The following is a 17,422-nucleotide window of genomic DNA, read 5'->3' as shown; positions in this document are numbered from 1 at the left end:
TATCTAATGTAATCATCTTATGATTATTAGATTCTCATCATTACATAATTACGGCCATAGATAACAGTCTGATTTTTGTATCTTTGCATGACATCATTTAATGATTAAATAATCCTATAATCTTTTAATTAAAGAGTGTGGCGGGGAAGTATTGAAGAAAGGTCAGAGAACATGCGGTCTGAGGGCTGGTTTTTGGATTTTATGATTTAATGATTACAGGATGTTGTGATGACAGGATTCACCGGGCTGGAGCATTGAAATGTGTAATCACAGGATTCAAGAATCCTGTGATTACATAATTTTAAGATGATTTGATGTCGGAAGCTCAGTGCTGCTGAGGCCAGACTTTCTCAAGCATCTGATGCAGTAGAAAGCCGCACGCCAGGGTGCAGGCAATGGCGACGCACACGGAAGAGAAACGATAAAGCGCACCGTAAAAGACATCCGAACCCGGCGTCTTTAGCCCGAAAAAGATAGCCAGCGCCGTCATGGCGCAAAAGCCCTGCACCGGACCGCTGCGTTCCCGCACGTGCTCTGCCGCGAACCAGGCCACGCCCAGGCCGTAGAACAGGCTCATCAGCGTCAGATTTTCCCCCCAGGTAAACAGCAGCGCCTGAATCAGAATGGCGCTGGCAGAACCGATTAGCGTCCCGAAAATGCGGTGGATGCTGATGGCGTAAATGCCCTGCCAGCGCATGGGAAACAGGATCAGCAGCGTTGCCGCCTGTGCCGCCAGCGAATCTTTCTCGTCAAATAGCTGGAAAGCCAGAAACGACAGGGTCGCCAGTAGGGTTCCAATGGTAATCTGGTGGCGTAGCGTATTGCTGTCTTTGGTTATTTGCGGCGGTGTCGGGCGAGGCTCGCGGTCCGGAAACAGCCAGTAAGCAACGAAAGCGCTGGCCAGCGCCAGTGCGGTAGCTGCCAGGTGTGACTGACACAAATCGGTCAGCGGCGTGTCGTGATAGCTGCCCAGATGCACCATGGCGTGAATCGCCAGCAGCGACTGGGCGCCCGCCAGAAAGGCTATACCGCTGGCCATCAGCCAGAAGCAGAACAAATTCACCAGTAGCATCAATAACACCATCAGCGCCGGTTGATTGATAAAGATGTCGGCGATAACCACCGTCACCAGCACGTTAAAGCAGCCGCTAAACAGAAACTGGCGTACCACGTGTGGCGTAAGCACCGGCACCAGCCCCATCAGGATCATCGGATAAATGGCGAAGTAAGATCCGTAATCCCAGGCAAAAAATTTGGGGATAACGAAACCGGCCAGCGCGCCCAGTACCAGGCGTTTTACCTGTTGCAGGCCATTCTCATCAAGATGGTGAAGAGCTTGTTCAGTAGACATAGTGTAACAACGCGACGGTGTGAATCTGTAGCCAGGCCAGCGGTCTGAGCAGCGGGTGGTGAAGAGGCAGAATCTGAACGGTCGCACGGGCGCCGCTGGGCAGATTTACCGGCAACGTTTCTTCCAGTTCGAGGTAGACCCGCTGACGCTGAGCATCACGCACCCAGCGATCGCCCGCCTCGGTGGCCGCCAGCTTACCGTCCGCCAGAATCTGCCCGTCGGCGATCCCCGCTTCGGCGGACACCAGTTGAGCGTTGAACACCTCGCCCGGCAGGGCATCAAAGACCACCCGGGCATTGCTGCCAGCCCCGGCGTGGCGCAGCGATTTCTCGCGGAAGTCGGCGTAAATCTGTGCCCGGGGGCTGACCAGACTCAGCAGCGGCGAACTGGTGCTGGCATAGTCGCCGGGCTCCAGGTTCAGGTTACTGACATAGCCGGACTCCAGCGCCCGCACCCGGGTTCTATCCAGGTTGATCTGGGCCAGATGAATGGCGCTGCGGGCCTGACGCACGTGCAGGTTGGCTTCGCCCGAAAGGCCACGCTGGATCTCCAGACTGTGAATGCGCGCTCTGGCCTGAGCGATTTGCGCGGCGTATTCCCGCTCGCTGCCGACGGCTTTATCCACCTCCTGACGAGAAACGGCGACGCCTCCCAGACTGCGGTAGCGGTGGGCGTCATTGCTGGCGACTCGCCAGGCCGCTTCGGCCTGCGCCAGGCTGGCCCGGGCTTCGGCCAGTGAGGCATCCAGCTCCCGGTTCTGATCCTGGGTTTGCTGCAGGCTAAGTTCGGCATCGTGAAGCGCGGTGCGGTAATCGCTGTCATCCAGAACGAACAGCACATCGCCGGCGTGAACATACTGATGGTTTTTAACGCTCACCTCCACCACCCGACCGCTCACCTCCGGAGCGACCGGAATCACCCGGTGCAACAGGCGAGAATGGGGCGTCAGAGGCATCAGAATATCGGCCACCACAAAGTAGCCGAAGGTCAGTACGGCCAGTAGTAAAGAGCAACGCGTCCAGCGGCGGAAGCGTTGTTCGGGGGTAACGGACATGGAAAAGCAAACCTCCGGATCGGACGATAAGTGGGGAAAGAACCGGATAAGTTTATATTTGAGCCGATGCTAATAAAATGGCCTAAAATGGACATCACTATTCCATAAATGAACCAGTGCAATGCAGGATCTCAACGAATTGTATTACTACGCCAAAGTGGTGGAGCGGGGCGGATTCGCCGAAGCGGCCCGGGCCACTGGCATTCCCCGCTCCACGCTCAGTCGCCGCATCGCGGCACTGGAAGAGCGGCTGGGCGTCAGACTTATCCAACGCTCGACCCGTCGTTTTAACGTTACCGATATCGGCTGGGAGTATTACCAGCACTGTCAGGCGCTACTGGTGGATGCCCAGGCGGCTCAGGCGGTGATCGACAGGGCCAGCGATACGCCGCGCGGCACCATTCGCCTGAGCTGCCACGTGGTCCTGCTGCATGCTCACGTTGGCGATATCCTGGCCGACTATATGCGGCGCTATCCGGATGTGATGGTAGAGGTGGAAGCGACCAATCGCCGGGTGGATGTCATTGGTGAAGGGCTGGATCTGGCGCTGCGGGTGCTGCCGCCGCCGTTGGAAGACAGCGAACTGGTGATCAAGGTACTGGGGGAAAGCCATCAGCTACTGGTGGCCCATCCGGATCTGCTGGCGCGCTATGGCGAGCCGCAAAGTCTGGAATCTCTGGTGCAGTTGCCGCTGCTGGGCGCCGGTCAGGGAGAAGAGCGGCTCTATCGCCAGTGGCGCCTGATGAATGCCGAAGGGGAAGAGCGGTTGCTGACCTACCGCCCGCGGCTCGCCAGCGACGATCTGGTGCTTCTGCGTCAGGCCGCGCTTGCGGGCAACGGCGTCACCATTCTGCCGCATATGATGATTCGTGACGACCTGCTGACCGGGCAGTTAGTGAATATTCTGCCCCAGTGGCGTCCGGCGCAGCGCATTATTCATGCCCTTTATCCCTCCCGTCGCGGTCAGATGCCCGCGGTGCGCCACTTTCTGGCCTTCCTGGCCGGGGCTTTGGGGGATATTTAACGGGTTTAGTCCCGGGTTTCTGCGTCCCAGTTACGCATGACCAGGGAGATGGCGCCCTCCATCGCATCGAGAGCGACGTCGTCTCTGGCCAGTATCGACAGCCCCAGCAGAAAACTGTCGAAAACCGTGGTCAGTGCCGCGATGTTGGTACCGGCACGCAATTCGCCGCTGGCAATGCCGCGTTTAATACAGGCGGTAATACCTGCCCGGGTACGCGCCCGGGAGCGGGTCAGGGGTTCGGTAATCGCGGCGTTTTTTTCTGATGGGGCGCTCATGGTGCCTAACCCAACCATACAGCCTTTAGGATGCCCTTCGCCGCACTGCATTCTGGCCGACTGGAGAAGCGCGGTTTCTATCGCTGTACGAGGGGGAAGATCGGTATCCCACAGACATTCCGTCACGTGGGCCCAGGTGGCCAGATAGCGCTGCGCGCACTCCAGAAACAGGGCTTCTTTGGAGCCGAATGCGGCGTAAAAACTGGGCGCGGTGATCCCTCCTGCAATGGCCGCTTTCAACTGGCTCAGGGAGGTGGATTCATAGCCGTTCTGCCAGAACAGATACATTGCCTGCTCTACTGCTTCTTCGCGGTCGAATGTCCGCGGTCGACCCGTTTTCGCCATCGTTTTGTCTCCTGGAGTACGCCGGATTATAGACTAATAGATACATAAGTCGTGGACAAGCTCGTCGCCAGCAGATTTACCAATTTTATACCGATCGATATTTATGTCGTTGACATCGCCGGAAGGTTCACACTATAAATATATACCGATTGGTATTTAATTAAAAATAACACCTGCAATGAGGGCGAATCTGTGACCACCACCACCTGTGAAAATCCGGTTCATCGCTTACCCATGGGAGCGCTGCTGGCGCTGGCGATGACGGGATTTATCTGTATCGTGACCGAAACCCTGCCAGCGGGACTGCTACCGCAACTGGCGGAAGGGCTGAATATATCCCGGCCCCTGGCTGGACAGCTGGTTACGGCTTACGCCATCGGCTCGCTGATAGCCGCCATCCCGCTCACCATCGCCACCCGTAGCTGGCGTCGCCGTTCTGTGTTGCTGCTGACTATCGTGGGATTTCTTATCTTCAACACTGTTACCGCGCTGTCGTTTAACGTCTGGCTGACGCTGCTGGCGCGCTTTTTCGCCGGGGTTTCCGCCGGGCTGGCCTGGAGCCTGCTGGCCGGGTATGCACGACGGATGGTGCCGGATTTCATGCAAGGAAGAGCGATGGCGGTAGCCATGGTCGGCACGCCGGTGGCGCTGTCGCTTGGCGTACCGGCGGGAACCTGGCTGGGTAACCTGGTGGGATGGCGTATGGCCTTTGGCGTGATGTCGATACTGACGCTGGGGTTGATCGGCTGGGTGCTGGCAAAGGTGCCTGACTATCCTGGCGAATCCGGCGCTAAGGCCCTGGGGCTGCGCCCGGTGCTCAGTACGCCTGGCGTTCGTTCGATACTGAGCGTGGTGATTGTCTGGATGCTGGCCCACAACATTCTCTACACCTATATCGCTGACTTCGTGTCGCTGTCGGGGTTACTGGCGCACGTGGATGTGATCCTGCTGGTTTTTGGCCTTTCGGCGCTGGTGGGAATTGGGTTTGCGGGGCGATTTGTGGATCGCTGGCTGCGGCTGTGCGTACTGGTCAGTCTGGCGATTTTTGCGCTGGTCGCCCTGTTGTTTGCCCTGTTCCCCGTTCAGACCATGGTTATCTATGCCGGTGTTGCGCTCTGGGGGATCACCTTTGGCGGTGCGGCCACGCTGTTGCAGACCGCGCTGGCGGATAGCGCCGGCGACGGCGCCGATGTCGCCCTGTCGATGAATGTGGTGGCCTGGAATAGCGCAATTGCCGGTGGCGGCATTGTTGGGGGGCTGTTGCTGAACCGCTGGGGGGCTGACTCCTTTCCCTGGGCGCTGCTGATTTTGCTGGCGGCAGGATTCTGTATCGCGCTGGCGGCCCGGCGCCACGGTTTTCGTCCGGGTGCCCGTACCGGCACTCTGTAATTTCCCCATCTAATTAAGGAAATCATCATGTTACGTAATTTTACTGGCGCTCTGTGCGGCGCCCTGGCGCTGCTGTCTTCCGTATCGGCCTGCGCAGAGGAAGAGTTTCCGATCCCGACGGGATTTACCAGCCATTATCAGACCGTTGACGGCGTTAAGCTGCACTATGTCAAAGGCGGTAGCGGGCCGCTGGTCTTTCTGGTTCACGGCTTTGGCCAAACCTGGTATGAGTGGCACCAGCTCATGCCCCTGCTGGCGCAGCACTACACGGTGGTAGCGCCGGATCTCCCGGGGCTGGGGCAGTCAGCGCCAGCGCCTTCATTACGGGGGCGGGACGTCGCACCGCTACTGTTTAAGCTTGCCACCCGATTTAGCGGTGAACAGAAGTTCGATCTGGTGGCCCACGATATTGGAATCTGGAATACCTGGCCGATGCTGGTGCAGCACCAGGCGCAGATCCGCAAGGCGGTCTATATGGAAGCGCCGATACCTGATGACAGCATTTACGAATTTCCGGCCTTCACGCCTGAAGGGGAATCGCTGGTCTGGCACTTCAGTTTCTTTGCGGCAGATGGGCAACTGGCGGAAAAGCTGATTACCGGTAAAGAGCGCCTGTTCTTCGAACACTTTATTAAAACGCATGCCGTTAATAAGGCGGTATTCACCCCAAAACTGCTGGATATGTATGCGAAGTCTTACGCCAAACCGCACAGCCTGGCGGCGGCCTTTGGCTACTATCGCGAGCTGAATCAGAACGTACAGGATAACCGGAAGCTTTCCGGCACGCCGCTCACGCTTCCCGTTTTGGCGATTGGCGGCGGCGGGCACGGTGGAATGGGGCAGTTTCAGGTCGATCAACTGCGTCGCTACGCAAGCAATGTCACAGGCAAAGTGCTGCCCGGCTGCGGACACTGGCTACCGGAAGAGTGCCCGGGGCCGCTCAATAGCGCAGTTATCGACTTCCTGAATGCTCCCTGAATCGAATCATAAGGCGCATCAGACCGGGTCGCCGGGCTGTTGCGCCTTGCGGTAATTCTGTTCCATTTCATCCAGCGCGGCCTCGTTATCCAGCCCCCACTGATACATCTGTTCGATGGGTTCGGCAAAGGTTTTACCCAGCGGTGTGAGCTGATATTCGACCTTTGGCGGCACTACCGGGTAGACGTGGCGGGTAATCAGCCCGCGCTGTTCCAGCTCCCTTAACGTCTGGAGCAGCATCTTCTTGGAAATACCCTGCAAACTGCGCTGAAGCTCGCCGGGTCGGCTGCGTTGGCCCGGCCAGTGCCACAGCGCATGCAGCACCATGGTGCTCCACTTGACCGAAAAAAGCGCCATCAGCCTGCGCGGCGCGGAATCTGCAAAGAAGCAGAGTTTACCGTCAACAATCACCGGCATCTTATATCCTTCTGTTTAATGGTCACCATTTGGTGACTACTACCAATAAAGATACCGTGTGTCTATAGTGTGCGCCCTGTTAATAACCGGCCAGAGGTAACGATGAAAATTCGCGGAATAATGGCGCAGGCGGCCGACCAGGCGCTGCGCGTGGGTGAAGTCACGCTGCGTGACGTGCAGCCGGACGATGTGCTGATCGACATTCTCTACTGCGGGGTGTGTCACTCCGATCTGCATATGGCGCGCAATGAGTGGGGCGTCAGCCAGTATCCGCTGGTGCCGGGCCATGAAATTGTCGGGCGGGTAGTGAGCACCGGTCAGGCGGTTAGCGAATACCAGCCGGGCGATCTGGTGGGCGTTGGCGTCATGGTGGATGCCTGCGGTCACTGCCATTTCTGCCAGCAGCACGAAGAGCAGTATTGCGAAGCGGGCTTTACGCCTACCTATAACGGTCAGGATCGCTATACCGGGGAGATGACCCGGGGCGGCTACGCCCAGAATATCGTGGTGGATCGGCGCTTTGTGGTCTCGGTTCCGGAAAATCTGGATCCCCGGGGCGTGGCGCCGCTACTGTGCGCGGGCGTAACCGTCTGGTCGCCGCTGCGCCACTTTAATGTGAAGTCTGGCGACCGGGTTGGAGTGATCGGTCTGGGCGGGCTCGGCCATATGGCGGTGAAGCTTGCCAGCGCGCTGGGGGCTGAAGTGACCCTGTTCACCACCTCGCCGGAAAAAGGGGCCGATGCCCGTCGCCTGGGCGCGAGCCGGGTGGTGGTATCGCGCGACGCCGATCAGATGGCCGCCTGTGCGGCAAGTCTGGACGTGATTCTCGACTGCGTGGCCGCGCCGCACGAACTCGATCCTTACCTGGCGGCACTGAAAACCAATGGGCAACTGGTGCTGGTGGGGATCCCCGACAGCCCCCATCCGTCACCGGACGTCACGCCCATGGTATTCCGCCGCCTTAGCATTAGCGGCACCTCCATCGGCAGCATTAAAGAGACCCAGGAGATGCTCGACTTCTGCGGTCGACATAACATTACCGCTGAGATAGAGATGATTCGCGGCGCAGAGGTAGAAACGGCCTTTGCCCGAATGCTAAAAAGCGACGTGAAGTACCGGTTTGTGATTGATATCAAAGGCACGAGCTGGGTGGCGGATTAATTATCCGCCTGATTGCCAGGGGAATTTGCCGCCCGAGTGCTATCGGGCGGCGTGAGTTGATGAAAAAATAACGGCATGAATTATAAGAATCCCTGGTGATAATATGCTTTATTATTCTATAATATCATTTAATTAATTAATGTTATTTGTGAGAAAAATCCTATAAATATTTTATTTTGATTATTTATTTCAATTGCTTGATAATTTTTGTACAAGCTACCATCCCTTATATCCCTTCTTTTCTCTCATAAATGACTAATATTCTGTACTGGTCCGAAAGATAAGTAATGCTAATTTATTCACCCCACCGAAGAGGAAACATCAATGGCAACAAAAGCTGCATGGTCAGGACAGGTTCCGGCAAACAATCCGCAGGGCGCTGCTACGGGTATTCAGCTCAACGCGGGCGATGAAGTTTCCATCAAGGCATACGGATGGATCAAATACGGCAAGGAAGAGTACGCGCTGGCCGCGCCGCAGGGGCGGGTTCGCGCCGGGCTCGAGACCAAAGATGAGATCGTGCTGAAAGCGCGTATTGGTACTTCAACTAAGAGCTATGACGTTGGTAATGGCGTTTATAAATGGGCCGCGCCGGAAGCGGGCGAACTGCACCTGTACGTTGCCGATAAGCCGGATGGCTATGGTGATAACAGTGGCAGCTTTACGGCAGAAGTCTATAAGTAATCACGGCCTTCGCCACTGGCGGAAAGAGTAAAAAACTATCCCGGCAACGAAAGAAAGAAGCCTGAGTTCGATAGAATACCGAACTCAGGCCCTGAAAGCTGCTTAATATAAATCGTCCAGCGGGATGTTTTTTTGCAAAGAATAAACGATGAGGATGAGATTTTAATAACTCATCGACAATATGAAAGGAGTTATCAATGGCAGTTAAACCTGTTTGGTCTGGAGAGATAGATGCGACTGCTCCTGAAGGCATCAGCACGGGTATCCAGCTTCAGGTAGGCGATGAAGTTTCTATTCTGGCGTCTGGTTGGATTAAATATGGTAGGGAAGATTTCGCGCTAGCGGCTCCTCAGGGGAGAATAAGAGAAGGATACAAGGCCACGGCCAATAAAGTGCTGGGGGCTAAATTCAGTGGTTCAGACAAAAAATATGAAATTGGCAATGGTGTTTATAAATGGTCGGTCCCTGAAACGGGTGAGCTGATTTTATATGTGATTGATGCTGAAGGAAAATATGTCGATAACAGCGGCAGCTTTACGGCAGAAGTCTATAAATAAGCACAGTCCTGGCCATTGACGAAAAGAGTATCAGCCATCCTCATCGGATGGCTTTTTTATTTCACTCAGGAAGCCATCTTCATTAATACCAGTCCTGAAACAATCAGCACGGCCGCGATTATTCGCATTAATGAAGCCGGTTCGCCCAGAATAAACAGGCCAACCATAAATGCGCCAACCGCGCCAATACCGGTCCAGATGGTATAGGCAGTACCCAGCGGCAGGGTACGCATGGCAAACGACAGCAGGCCAAAGCTGGCAATCATGGCCACAATGGTAATCACTGCATAACTGGGGCGGGTAAATCCGTGGGACAGTTTCATGGTATATGACCAGACAATCTCCAGGATACCGGCGGCGACAAGGAAAATCCACGCCATAACAGACTTCTCCATTAGCGTCAGGTCGTCCTGACAAAGATGAAAGTCACCCGGGTCGTCCCGGATGCGGCGTGAGCCGTGCTCATGATATCAAACTGGCGTAGCGGCTGCCAGACTTCACCTTTCGATTCTCCCGCTATTCGGGATAGTTATTCCCATCGGGCATGGATTGTTCTCGTTAAATGACAAACCTAAACTTTCAGGCTCATTTACGGGTCGGGAGTCATAATGAAAATACGTTATTTAGGGTGGGCCGGAATCGAAATTGATTTTAACGGTCAGACGCTCCTTATTGATTATATTCAGGATACCTCTGCCATTCTTTCCGATGCGCAATTCCCACAACCTTTACGTCCAGGGGGCGCAATAGCGGCGTTAGTCACGCATCTGCATGCCGATCATGCAGACCCTGATGCCCTGGTTCATGCCCTGGCGCCAGGGGCGCCGGTATTCAGACCGGCACCCACTCCGGGCGAGGGGGATGATTTAGCATGGACGGCTCAGACGGAGCGTGAATTTGCCCTATCGGGTTTAAAAACGGTGATAACCCAACCCTGGCAGTGGCACCAGGCGGGGCCGTTTCGCATGATGTCAGGTCCGGCCGTGGATGGCCTGGGCGATCCGCAATGCTGCTGGATTGTCGAAGCTGGAGAGTGTTGCATCCTTCATGCCGGGGATACGCTTAATCATGGGTACTGGTGGGCGCTGGCCCGGCAGGTGTCGCATATCGACATTGCCTTCCTGCCCGTGAATGGAGCCGTGGTGGCACTTCCTCACCTCCAGCCACCCAGCCCTTTTAATGCCACAATGCTTCCTGAAGAGGCCGCCGTGGCGGCGCATATTCTGGGAGCTACGCAGATTGTGCCCATTCATCACGGCGAGCTTCATCGCCCGGGAATTTATGAAGAGACGCCGGATGCGGTTGCGCGGCTGTGTGAAAAGGCCAGGGATTTAGGTATTGTGCCCAGGGTGGTGAAACGTGGCGACTGGGTGACGCCTGTTCCGGCGGGGGCCTGAACATTATTCCGGCGGCTCTGGCAGGAGGTGGGATGGACAGGCTTAAGGCGATGGCGATGTTTGTTACAGTGGCGGAGCAGGGGAGTTTTTCCGGCGCGGCGCGGGCGCTTAAGGCTTCTCTGACAACGATCAGCCGGAGCGTGGCTGAACTGGAAACGTTGCTCGGTGCCCAGTTACTCATCCGCACTACTCGTAAACTGACGTTGACCGATACGGGGCGCGACTATTTGTCCGCCGCAAGAAAAATTCTGGCTCAGGTCAGCGAGGCCGAACAGGCGGCGGCTGGCGAATTTGCCACGCCCAGAGGAGAATTACTGATTACTGCTCCTGTTATGTTAGGGCGCAAGCATCTTCTGCCGGTCGTGACGGCATTTCTGGCTACCTGGCCGGAAATCAATATTCGCCTGATTTTCTCAGACAGCAACCTGGATCTGATTGACCAGCAGGTGGATATGGCGCTGCGAATTGGCAACCTGCCAGACAGTTCGCTGGTGGCGACCCGGGTCGGAATGATGCGTAATCTGACCTGCGCCAGTCCCGAATTGCTGGACAGGCTGGGGGAGCCGCGACACCCCGCCGATCTCAACGCGTGGCCAGCGATAATACTCAATACCGGCGCTTTGCCACTGACCCACTGGCGTTTTCACGAGCCGGATTCCGGTGCCATGATTGATTGTCGTGTGCTCCCCCGTCTCTCGGTAACGGCCGCTGAGGCAGCAGTACAGGCAGCGGAACAGGGCGCAGGAGCGGCAAGGCTATTGTACTATCAGGTGGATGATGCTCTGGCGCGCGGCTCGCTGCGAGAGATTCTGTCGCATTATGAAGCGCCGCCACAACCCGTGCAGTTGGTTCACGCATCCCGGGGGAAGATGGCGCTGAAACTGCGCTGTTTTCTCGACTTTGCCGTACCGCGACTCCGTGAGCGACTGTCGGATCAGGACAAAAATAGCGGGCGGTGATTCGCTTGTGGGAAAAATAAGCTGACGAATGCGGGGGAAGTGGATTCCCCCGCATCACTTTTAACGGTCGACAAACCGCGCAAAGGCATCGGTATAGCGCTCGCCCTGGGTTTGATACTGTTGCGACAGCCCGGCGTACTCTTGTGCCGACACACTGAGTGCCGCCGCGCCCAGGTTGTCCTCCAGGTGGCTGCGCCGCTTACTGCCGGGAATCGGCACAATATCCGGCCCCTGGTGCAGCAGCCAGCCTAACGCCACCTGTGCCGGTGTTGCGCCGTGTTTGTCTGCCAGCGCTTTTACTGAATCGACCAGGGTCAGATTAAAGGCGTAGTTGTCACCCTGCAGGCGCGGATCGCCCCAGGAGCGGAAGTCATCTTTCGGGTAGTCCTGGGCGGGTTTTGCGTGGCCGGTCAGGAATCCCCGCCCCAGAGGGCTGAAAGGGACCAGACCGATACCCAGTTCGCGCAGCACTGGCAGGATCTCTGCTTCGATATTGCGTTCCCACAGCGAATATTCGCTCTGTAGCGCACTGACGGGTTGTACCCGATGGGCCCGACGCAGGGTCTCCGCACTCGCTTCCGACAGGCCAAAGTAGCGCACCTTGCCTTCGGCAATCAGATCGCCGACGGCGCCTGCCACCTCTTCGATGGGCACATCCGGATCGACCCGGTGCTGATACAGCAGATCGATATAGTCGGTTTGCAGACGCTTAAGGGATGCCTCGACCACCTCACGGATATGCCGCGGTCGGCTGTCCAGACCGCTGGCCCGCGTCTTGCTGATATCGAAACCAAATTTGGTGGCGATAACGGTTTGCTGGCGCTGGCCGCTGTGGGTGAGCCAGCGTCCGAGCAGTTCTTCATTCAGGTAAGGGCCGTAGAATTCCGCGGTATCGAAAAAATTGAGTCCCAGCGCCAGGGCGCGATCCAGGGTCGCGAGTGATTCCCGTTCGTCGGCCACGCCGTAAGCGTGGCTCATTCCCATGCAGCCCAGGCCCATTTCAGAAACGGTCAGCCCCTGGCGACCTAACGCACGTTGATTCAGCATCTTTATCTCTCCGGTATGGTGTGAGGCTCCTATTCTGCGGGCGTTGACATTGATGTTTAATACCACGCATTCTTCATGAATTGATTAGCTACTGATATATAATCCATGAAAGACAGCGACTATAAGCAGCTGCGGGCGTTTCAGTCTATTGCGGAGCAGGGCAGCTTTGTGGCCGCCGCCAGAGCCCTGGGCATTACCCCTTCGGCGCTCAGTCAGGTGATTCGACGGCTGGAAGATAAGATGGGCACCCGGTTGTTTCATCGCACCACACGCAGCGTGTCGCTGAGCGAAGCCGGGCAGCGCCTGCACGCTCGACTGCGACCGGCGCTGGATGAACTGGATGCCGCCTTCCATGAAGCGCGTAGCCAGGCGGGAAAACTGTCCGGCCGGGTGCGGCTGCATGTTTCCAGCATTGCCGCGGACGATGTGCTGGCGCCGGTACTGGGGGGCTTTCACGCACGCTATCCCGATATCGTGCTGGATATCGTAGCGGAATCCTCTTTCGTCGATCTGATTGCGGAAGGTTTTGACCTGGGCATTACCTTGGGCGAATTTGTCCAGAAAGATATGGTAGCCTGCCCGCTCGGGCCGGAACTGCGGATGGTGGCGGCGGCCTCTCCGACCTATCTGGCACGCTTCGGAACCCCTGAAACACCGGGGGATCTGCAACATCATAAATGCATTAACTGGCGCCACCCGGGGCAGAACAGTCTGTATCGCTGGGAGTTTTTCCAGAACGGGCACTGGATCTCGCTGGCGGTGGAAGGGCCGCTTATCACCACCCGGCGCGAGGTGGCCGCAGTAGCGGCAGTTCAGGGAGTGGGCATTACTTTCTGGAGTGAAGATAAGCTCGCCCCCTGGCTGGAAAGCGGCGAACTTATCCCGTTGCTACGGCCGTACTGCCTGCCGTTTCTTGGCTGGCACCTTTACTATCCGCGCCAGCGCCACACCGCGCCCGCGGTGCGGGCGCTTATCGACTATCTGAGGGACGTGTGCCGTCAGGGGGCGTGAGTTATGCGTCTTCATCCTCTGAACGGCTGGCCTTTAAATCAATAATTCGACCAATCTGGTCGTGATAGACCGTCAGCAGGTTGTACTGACTCATCTCAGAGATAATCTGGGGCGCTACGTTAAAACTTTCCGCCAGTTCGTCATGGCGTAATGAAGCCAGAGCGCCGTGCCGTCTGGCGTCATAACGCCGCAGATTGTACTGATACCACAGAATCAGCAGCCAGCCGTTGATAACGGCAATCAGCAGATAAACCAGCACCGTATTAAACGAGGCGATAATCACCTCCCAGCGCTGGTTATGCTGTGCGGTAATCTGGGTCAGTAAATTGTGATACAGGAAAAACAGAAATCCGGCCCAGGCGATGGTGGTTAATACACCGTCGAAAACGCGCGGCAGCATGCGGTGCTCGGTCAGTATTAAGGCATTCTCGTTCATTATATTCTTCCTTTTCCGCGATCCGGGCTTATCCAGCGGGCCCGGGAGCGTTTACGTTTAAGCATCACTTTGGGGAAGGAGACCAGCGTGGTAAACAGGCTGATCATCCAGTACACCATCGGGAACCAGATCACCCAGAACAGCGATCCGGCCACCCTCTTTTCATAGCGTCGTTCAATAAACAGGCTGACCAGAAACTGCAACAGGCACATCACGCCCAGCAGCAGCCCGGTAAATTCCGGCGGAAACAGGCTGTCTACGGTCAGGTTGGGCGGCATCGAGATCAGATGGCTGGCGATAAACAGCAGGATAGTGACCGCACAGGCAAACGCCCAGGTGGTGGAAAGGGCATACTCCACGAACAGCGGCCACATGCGGTGATGCTCCCAGCGGAACAGACGACGCAGGTTGACCAGAAACACCTCCGCGCCGCCCTGGGCCCAGCGCAGGCGCTGTTTCCACAGTCCTTTTAGCGTCTCCGGCATCAGGATCCAGCACAGCGCCCGGGGCTCAAAGAAGATGGTCCAGTGCCGTAGCTGGAGCTTCCAACTGATGTCGATATCCTCGGTTACCATATCCGGGCTCCAGTAGCCGACATCCGCCAGCGCCTGGCGGCGGAAGGCGGCAATCACGCCGGAAACGGTAAATACCCTGCCGTAGATCCGCTGGGTACGCTTAATCAACCCGATAATCGAGGAAAACTCCCCGACCTGGATACGGCCGATCAGGGTGGAACGGGTGCGAATGCGCGGGTTGCCGGTTACGGCGCCGACGTGGGGATACTCGATAAGCGGGGCCGCCAGGTAAGCGGCTGTATCGCGCTCCAGCAGGGCGTCGCCGTCGATACAGACCAGCAGATCGCCCCGCGCCGCCGCCGCTCCCGCTTTAAGCGCCACCGCTTTGCCCTGGTTTTCCGCCAGTTGAATCACCCGAAGTTTTGGGCACTCCTGCGCCAGTTGGCGCAGAACCTGAGCGGTGTTATCGGAAGAGCCATCGTTGATGGCGATAACCTCAATATTTTCATAGCGCTGGCCCAGCGCAGCCTCAATGGTTTCCCGGGCGTTTTTCTCTTCGTTAAAGCAGGGGATCAGAATGGAAATCAGCGGATTGCCTTCCAGTTTCGGCGGTGGCCGGTTTTTGCCCCAGGGCCAGTGGCGCTCCAGTTGAAACCAGAAATAGAGCCCGCCGGTTATCCACAGCACCGACATAAACAGCGGCCAGAAGAAAACGAAATCCAGAATCAGTTCCCCGGTGAATATCGCGGCCACGCCTAATGGCAACCCGAATACCAGGCACAGAATGGAGAATGCAATAATGCGATCAGTCATGGTCAGGATACCAGTAGGAAGAGAATTCAGGCCTGATGCGTGAAATATCAGGTTGGTTATTAATGAAGTCGTCCGGGTAGTAGCCGTAATGTTTAACGCCGTTAAGCTGCAGCAGGCGCATCCACCGGGCCAGTTGCTGGTCGGCAATCGCGTTTTGCGGCTTCCGGCTCCAGTCCCTGGCCTGTAGCTCAAACAGGGTTTTATTCAGCGCGCCGGGGCGGGCCGCCACGGCCTGGATCAGCCGCGTCAGCCAGGCGTCGCTCTCGCTTTGCGGCACCTTTTCCATCAACGGCATCGCCATGGGCACCGTCCAGTCATAGGTCGCCAGAAAATCATCCAGATTCTGGGCGAACCAGGTTTCGCTTTTAGGCTCCAGGATTGGCAGAGCGAAGATATTGCGCGCGGTTTTCACCTGGGGACCGCGAATTTCTCGCACGCCCTGTCTCAGAGTGCGGGTCAATTCCACCAGAGCCTGGCTCTTAAAACGGGTCCAGCGCTGAAGCTCCGCCGGGTTATGGCGAATTGTGGCGATATCGCCCTGAAAACCGGCGGCGCGCCAGGCGGCCATGGCGTCCGGCCCGGCGTCCTCGAAGTCTGAAAGCACCGCATCGTCATGAAACAGAATGCCGTCAAAGGTGGCGTGGCGGGCCAGATCCTCATAGATATCCAGGATCTGCCTGCGAGCCTGCGCATTCCAGGGAGAAAGACGCTGATACGGCTGGGTGGCGCGCCGGGCATAACCAGACTGCGGGTCCCACTCCTGAACCCGCGGCAGTGACGGATTTAAGTCGAAAGAGAGCACCGGCAGCCAGGCGTATACCCTTACCCCGGCCCGGGTCTGTAACTGCCAGGAAACAAAATTAAACAGATCGGCGCGTACCGGCAGCCAGCGATTGGGAAAGTAAAGCGATTGAATATTGCCGTCGCCCAGCGGATCGGAAAACGCCTGCAAAAAGACATGGCTGATTTTCATGTCGTAGACGCGCTGCACCAGGGCATCGATATTTTTTGTCTGCTGGACGGGGTCCCGGTCATAGACATAGTCCAGATCCACATGCATGACTCGCACCGGATCGGTTTCCTGAATCCGGGCCACCATACTGGCGAAGGCTTTAATCGACGGATTCCCGGCTATCAGCAGACGCGGAATATTATCCAGATCCCGCACGTTAGCCAGACCGTTATTCAGGGTAAAAGCCAGCTGGTAGCCACGCTTTTTGGCGACGTCAAGCGTTGTGCCGTTTGCCGCGCCATAGGGCCATACCCAGGCCCGTGGAGAGCGTCCAGTGACCTGATGAATCTTGTCGGTGACCCGGCGTACGTCATTATCAATACGGCGAATAAATTGCAGATCGTTTTCGTACTGGCCAGAAACTTTATCGTAAAAACGGTTGGCGACTGCGGGTTCATGGCTGCCCTGGGGATTCGCCACAATACCGTAGTGCGACGCCCAGGTATGGGCGCCAATCTCCACCAGCGGCGACTGGCTTAACTCACGCACCAGCTTCCAGTTGGCGAATTTGGCCCGGGGCGTCATGAGCCCGCCGAAGTTAACCTGGCGGTCGGCGGGGGTATCCACCCAGCTTCCTACCGGCGCCCAGAGCGCGGGTACGTTATACGCCTTAAGCAACGGCCAGACCCGGGTATAAAAGCTGCTATAGCCGTCGTCGAAACTCAGTAAAAAAGCCTTTGGCGGCAGCGTTTTCATTCCGCTATGAGCATCCAGAATCTCCTGGACGCTGACTGCCCGGTAGCCGTTGCTCAGCAGCCAGCTAATTTGATCGTTCAGCGCGCTGGTGCGTACAGACAGGTAACGCTGGTCGGCCGCATCGTCTTCCACATCATGGTAAGCCAGCACCAGAAAGTGATTTTTCGGCCAGGGTTTACTGGCTTGCAGTTGGGGCCTTTCCTGCGGCGCCACGAAGGTGACTTCCCCGGCCCGGGCGCAAAAAACGATAGCCAACCAGCCAATAACCATCAGGCCGATGCGCAGACTCTTATTCAGCATG

The 17,422-nt window shown here is 56.8% G+C and carries 18 protein-coding genes; 9 read left to right on the top strand and 9 right to left on the bottom strand.

The features are described from left to right. Positions 1–325: 325 nt before the first annotated feature. Positions 326–1,351, bottom strand: coding sequence for a DUF2955 domain-containing protein (locus FEM41_RS01570; protein WP_138093786.1), 1,026 nt, complete (start codon positions 1,349–1,351; stop codon positions 326–328). Next, positions 1,341–2,405, bottom strand: a complete 1,065-nt coding sequence (locus FEM41_RS01565; protein ID WP_138093784.1) for an HlyD family secretion protein — start codon at positions 2,403–2,405, stop codon at positions 1,341–1,343. Before FEM41_RS01565 ends, FEM41_RS01570 begins: the two co-directional genes overlap by 11 nt. A gap of 121 nt (positions 2,406–2,526) precedes the next feature. Between FEM41_RS01565 and FEM41_RS01560 the strand changes: the two genes are divergently transcribed. Further along, positions 2,527–3,429: a LysR substrate-binding domain-containing protein gene (locus FEM41_RS01560; protein ID WP_138093782.1), complete on the top strand. Its 903-nt coding sequence runs from the start codon at positions 2,527–2,529 to the stop codon at positions 3,427–3,429. Positions 3,430–3,434: 5 nt separating this feature from the next. Here FEM41_RS01560 and FEM41_RS01555 read toward each other — a convergent pair whose 3' ends face one another. Continuing rightward, positions 3,435–4,049, bottom strand: coding sequence for a TetR/AcrR family transcriptional regulator (locus FEM41_RS01555; RefSeq protein WP_138093780.1), 615 nt, complete (start codon positions 4,047–4,049; stop codon positions 3,435–3,437). A 234-nt stretch (positions 4,050–4,283) separates the two neighbouring features. Here FEM41_RS01555 and FEM41_RS01550 point away from each other — a divergent pair, with 234 nt between their 5' ends. Both FEM41_RS01550 and FEM41_RS01545 read left to right on the top strand, forming a co-directional pair. Continuing rightward, the gene (locus FEM41_RS01550; RefSeq protein ID WP_138099081.1) at positions 4,284–5,438 is read left to right on the top strand and encodes an MFS transporter; all 1,155 of its coding nucleotides are present in this window, start codon (positions 4,284–4,286) and stop codon (positions 5,436–5,438) included. 27 nt (positions 5,439–5,465) lie between these two features. Continuing rightward, positions 5,466–6,416 carry an alpha/beta fold hydrolase gene (locus FEM41_RS01545; protein WP_138093778.1) on the top strand — a complete coding sequence of 317 codons (951 nt, stop codon included), beginning with the start codon at positions 5,466–5,468 and terminating at the stop codon, positions 6,414–6,416. Positions 6,417–6,434: 18 nt separating this feature from the next. Here FEM41_RS01545 and FEM41_RS01540 read toward each other — a convergent pair whose 3' ends face one another. Next, entirely contained in the window at positions 6,435–6,833 is a 399-nt protein-coding gene (locus FEM41_RS01540; protein ID WP_138093776.1) for a winged helix-turn-helix transcriptional regulator, read from the bottom strand. Positions 6,834–6,935: 102 nt separating this feature from the next. On the opposite strand from FEM41_RS01540, the gene FEM41_RS01535 reads away from it, so the two are divergent. The 3 genes from FEM41_RS01535 to FEM41_RS01525 all read left to right on the top strand — a co-directional run bounded on the left by FEM41_RS01535 (position 6,936) and on the right by FEM41_RS01525 (position 9,235). Next, the gene (locus FEM41_RS01535; RefSeq protein ID WP_138093774.1) at positions 6,936–7,994 is read left to right on the top strand and encodes an NAD(P)-dependent alcohol dehydrogenase; all 1,059 of its coding nucleotides are present in this window, start codon (positions 6,936–6,938) and stop codon (positions 7,992–7,994) included. A gap of 324 nt (positions 7,995–8,318) precedes the next feature. Continuing rightward, a complete protein-coding gene (locus FEM41_RS01530; RefSeq protein WP_138093772.1) occupies positions 8,319–8,678 on the top strand; it encodes a LecA/PA-IL family lectin in 360 nt (119 codons plus the stop codon). Positions 8,679–8,875: 197 nt separating this feature from the next. Beyond that, the gene (locus tag FEM41_RS01525) at positions 8,876–9,235 is read left to right on the top strand and encodes a LecA/PA-IL family lectin (RefSeq protein ID WP_138093770.1); all 360 of its coding nucleotides are present in this window, start codon (positions 8,876–8,878) and stop codon (positions 9,233–9,235) included. A 65-nt stretch (positions 9,236–9,300) separates the two neighbouring features. On the opposite strand, the gene FEM41_RS01520 is transcribed toward FEM41_RS01525, so the two are convergent. Beyond that, entirely contained in the window at positions 9,301–9,615 is a 315-nt protein-coding gene (locus FEM41_RS01520; RefSeq protein ID WP_138093768.1) for a DMT family transporter, read from the bottom strand. A gap of 228 nt (positions 9,616–9,843) precedes the next feature. Between FEM41_RS01520 and FEM41_RS01515 the strand changes: the two genes are divergently transcribed. Together FEM41_RS01515 and FEM41_RS01510 are read left to right on the top strand one after the other, a co-directional pair. Next, a complete protein-coding gene (locus FEM41_RS01515) occupies positions 9,844–10,632 on the top strand; it encodes an MBL fold metallo-hydrolase (RefSeq protein WP_138093766.1) in 789 nt (262 codons plus the stop codon). Between the two features lie 32 nt (positions 10,633–10,664). After that, positions 10,665–11,591 (top strand): LysR family transcriptional regulator, encoded by a 927-nt coding sequence (locus FEM41_RS01510; RefSeq protein WP_138093763.1) that lies wholly within the window; start codon positions 10,665–10,667, stop codon positions 11,589–11,591. Positions 11,592–11,651: 60 nt separating this feature from the next. On the opposite strand, the gene FEM41_RS01505 is transcribed toward FEM41_RS01510, so the two are convergent. Next, positions 11,652–12,635 (bottom strand): aldo/keto reductase, encoded by a 984-nt coding sequence (locus FEM41_RS01505; protein ID WP_206665552.1) that lies wholly within the window; start codon positions 12,633–12,635, stop codon positions 11,652–11,654. A 108-nt stretch (positions 12,636–12,743) separates the two neighbouring features. Here FEM41_RS01505 and FEM41_RS01500 point away from each other — a divergent pair, with 108 nt between their 5' ends. Then, complete coding sequence (locus FEM41_RS01500; protein ID WP_138093759.1) at positions 12,744–13,649, top strand: LysR family transcriptional regulator; 906 nt, start codon at positions 12,744–12,746, stop codon at positions 13,647–13,649. A gap of 1 nt (position 13,650) precedes the next feature. Here FEM41_RS01500 and pgaD read toward each other — a convergent pair whose 3' ends face one another. From pgaD to pgaB, 3 genes are read right to left on the bottom strand one after another with little or no spacing between them, the layout of a single operon-like run. After that, positions 13,651–14,085: a poly-beta-1,6-N-acetyl-D-glucosamine biosynthesis protein PgaD gene (pgaD, locus tag FEM41_RS01495; protein ID WP_138093757.1), complete on the bottom strand. Its 435-nt coding sequence runs from the start codon at positions 14,083–14,085 to the stop codon at positions 13,651–13,653. Further along, entirely contained in the window at positions 14,085–15,413 is a 1,329-nt protein-coding gene (gene pgaC / locus FEM41_RS01490; RefSeq protein WP_138093755.1) for a poly-beta-1,6-N-acetyl-D-glucosamine synthase, read from the bottom strand. Before pgaC ends, pgaD begins: the two co-directional genes overlap by 1 nt. Continuing rightward, positions 15,406–17,421 (bottom strand): poly-beta-1,6-N-acetyl-D-glucosamine N-deacetylase PgaB, encoded by a 2,016-nt coding sequence (pgaB, locus tag FEM41_RS01485; RefSeq protein WP_138093753.1) that lies wholly within the window; start codon positions 17,419–17,421, stop codon positions 15,406–15,408. Before pgaB ends, pgaC begins: the two co-directional genes overlap by 8 nt. Position 17,422 lies beyond the last annotated feature (1 nt).

The sequence above is a fragment of the Jejubacter calystegiae genome, assembly GCF_005671395.1.
Lineage (GTDB): Bacteria > Pseudomonadota > Gammaproteobacteria > Enterobacterales > Enterobacteriaceae > Jejubacter > Jejubacter calystegiae.
The sequence above is the reverse complement of the archived record's forward strand: the minus strand, read 5'-3'. Positions and strand labels throughout refer to the sequence as shown.

Bases quoted from the DNA above. Each gene is read 5' to 3' on its own strand.
- FEM41_RS01570 (WP_138093786.1), bottom strand. From the start codon at position 1,351: ATGTCTACTGAACAAGCTCTTCACCATCTTGATGAGAATGGCCTGCAA.
- FEM41_RS01565 (WP_138093784.1), bottom strand. From the start codon at position 2,405: ATGTCCGTTACCCCCGAACAACGCTTCCGCCGCTGGACGCGTTGCTCT.
- FEM41_RS01560 (WP_138093782.1), top strand. From the start codon at position 2,527: ATGCAGGATCTCAACGAATTGTATTACTACGCCAAAGTGGTGGAGCGG.
- FEM41_RS01555 (WP_138093780.1), bottom strand. From the start codon at position 4,049: ATGGCGAAAACGGGTCGACCGCGGACATTCGACCGCGAAGAAGCAGTA.
- FEM41_RS01550 (WP_138099081.1), top strand. From the start codon at position 4,284: ATGGGAGCGCTGCTGGCGCTGGCGATGACGGGATTTATCTGTATCGTG.
- FEM41_RS01545 (WP_138093778.1), top strand. From the start codon at position 5,466: ATGTTACGTAATTTTACTGGCGCTCTGTGCGGCGCCCTGGCGCTGCTG.
- FEM41_RS01540 (WP_138093776.1), bottom strand. From the start codon at position 6,833: ATGCCGGTGATTGTTGACGGTAAACTCTGCTTCTTTGCAGATTCCGCG.
- FEM41_RS01535 (WP_138093774.1), top strand. From the start codon at position 6,936: ATGAAAATTCGCGGAATAATGGCGCAGGCGGCCGACCAGGCGCTGCGC.
- FEM41_RS01530 (WP_138093772.1), top strand. From the start codon at position 8,319: ATGGCAACAAAAGCTGCATGGTCAGGACAGGTTCCGGCAAACAATCCG.
- FEM41_RS01525 (WP_138093770.1), top strand. From the start codon at position 8,876: ATGGCAGTTAAACCTGTTTGGTCTGGAGAGATAGATGCGACTGCTCCT.
- FEM41_RS01520 (WP_138093768.1), bottom strand. From the start codon at position 9,615: ATGGCGTGGATTTTCCTTGTCGCCGCCGGTATCCTGGAGATTGTCTGG.
- FEM41_RS01515 (WP_138093766.1), top strand. From the start codon at position 9,844: ATGAAAATACGTTATTTAGGGTGGGCCGGAATCGAAATTGATTTTAAC.
- FEM41_RS01510 (WP_138093763.1), top strand. From the start codon at position 10,665: ATGGACAGGCTTAAGGCGATGGCGATGTTTGTTACAGTGGCGGAGCAG.
- FEM41_RS01500 (WP_138093759.1), top strand. From the start codon at position 12,744: ATGAAAGACAGCGACTATAAGCAGCTGCGGGCGTTTCAGTCTATTGCG.
- pgaD (WP_138093757.1), bottom strand. From the start codon at position 14,085: ATGAACGAGAATGCCTTAATACTGACCGAGCACCGCATGCTGCCGCGC.
- pgaC (WP_138093755.1), bottom strand. From the start codon at position 15,413: ATGACTGATCGCATTATTGCATTCTCCATTCTGTGCCTGGTATTCGGG.
- pgaB (WP_138093753.1), bottom strand. From the start codon at position 17,421: ATGCTGAATAAGAGTCTGCGCATCGGCCTGATGGTTATTGGCTGGTTG.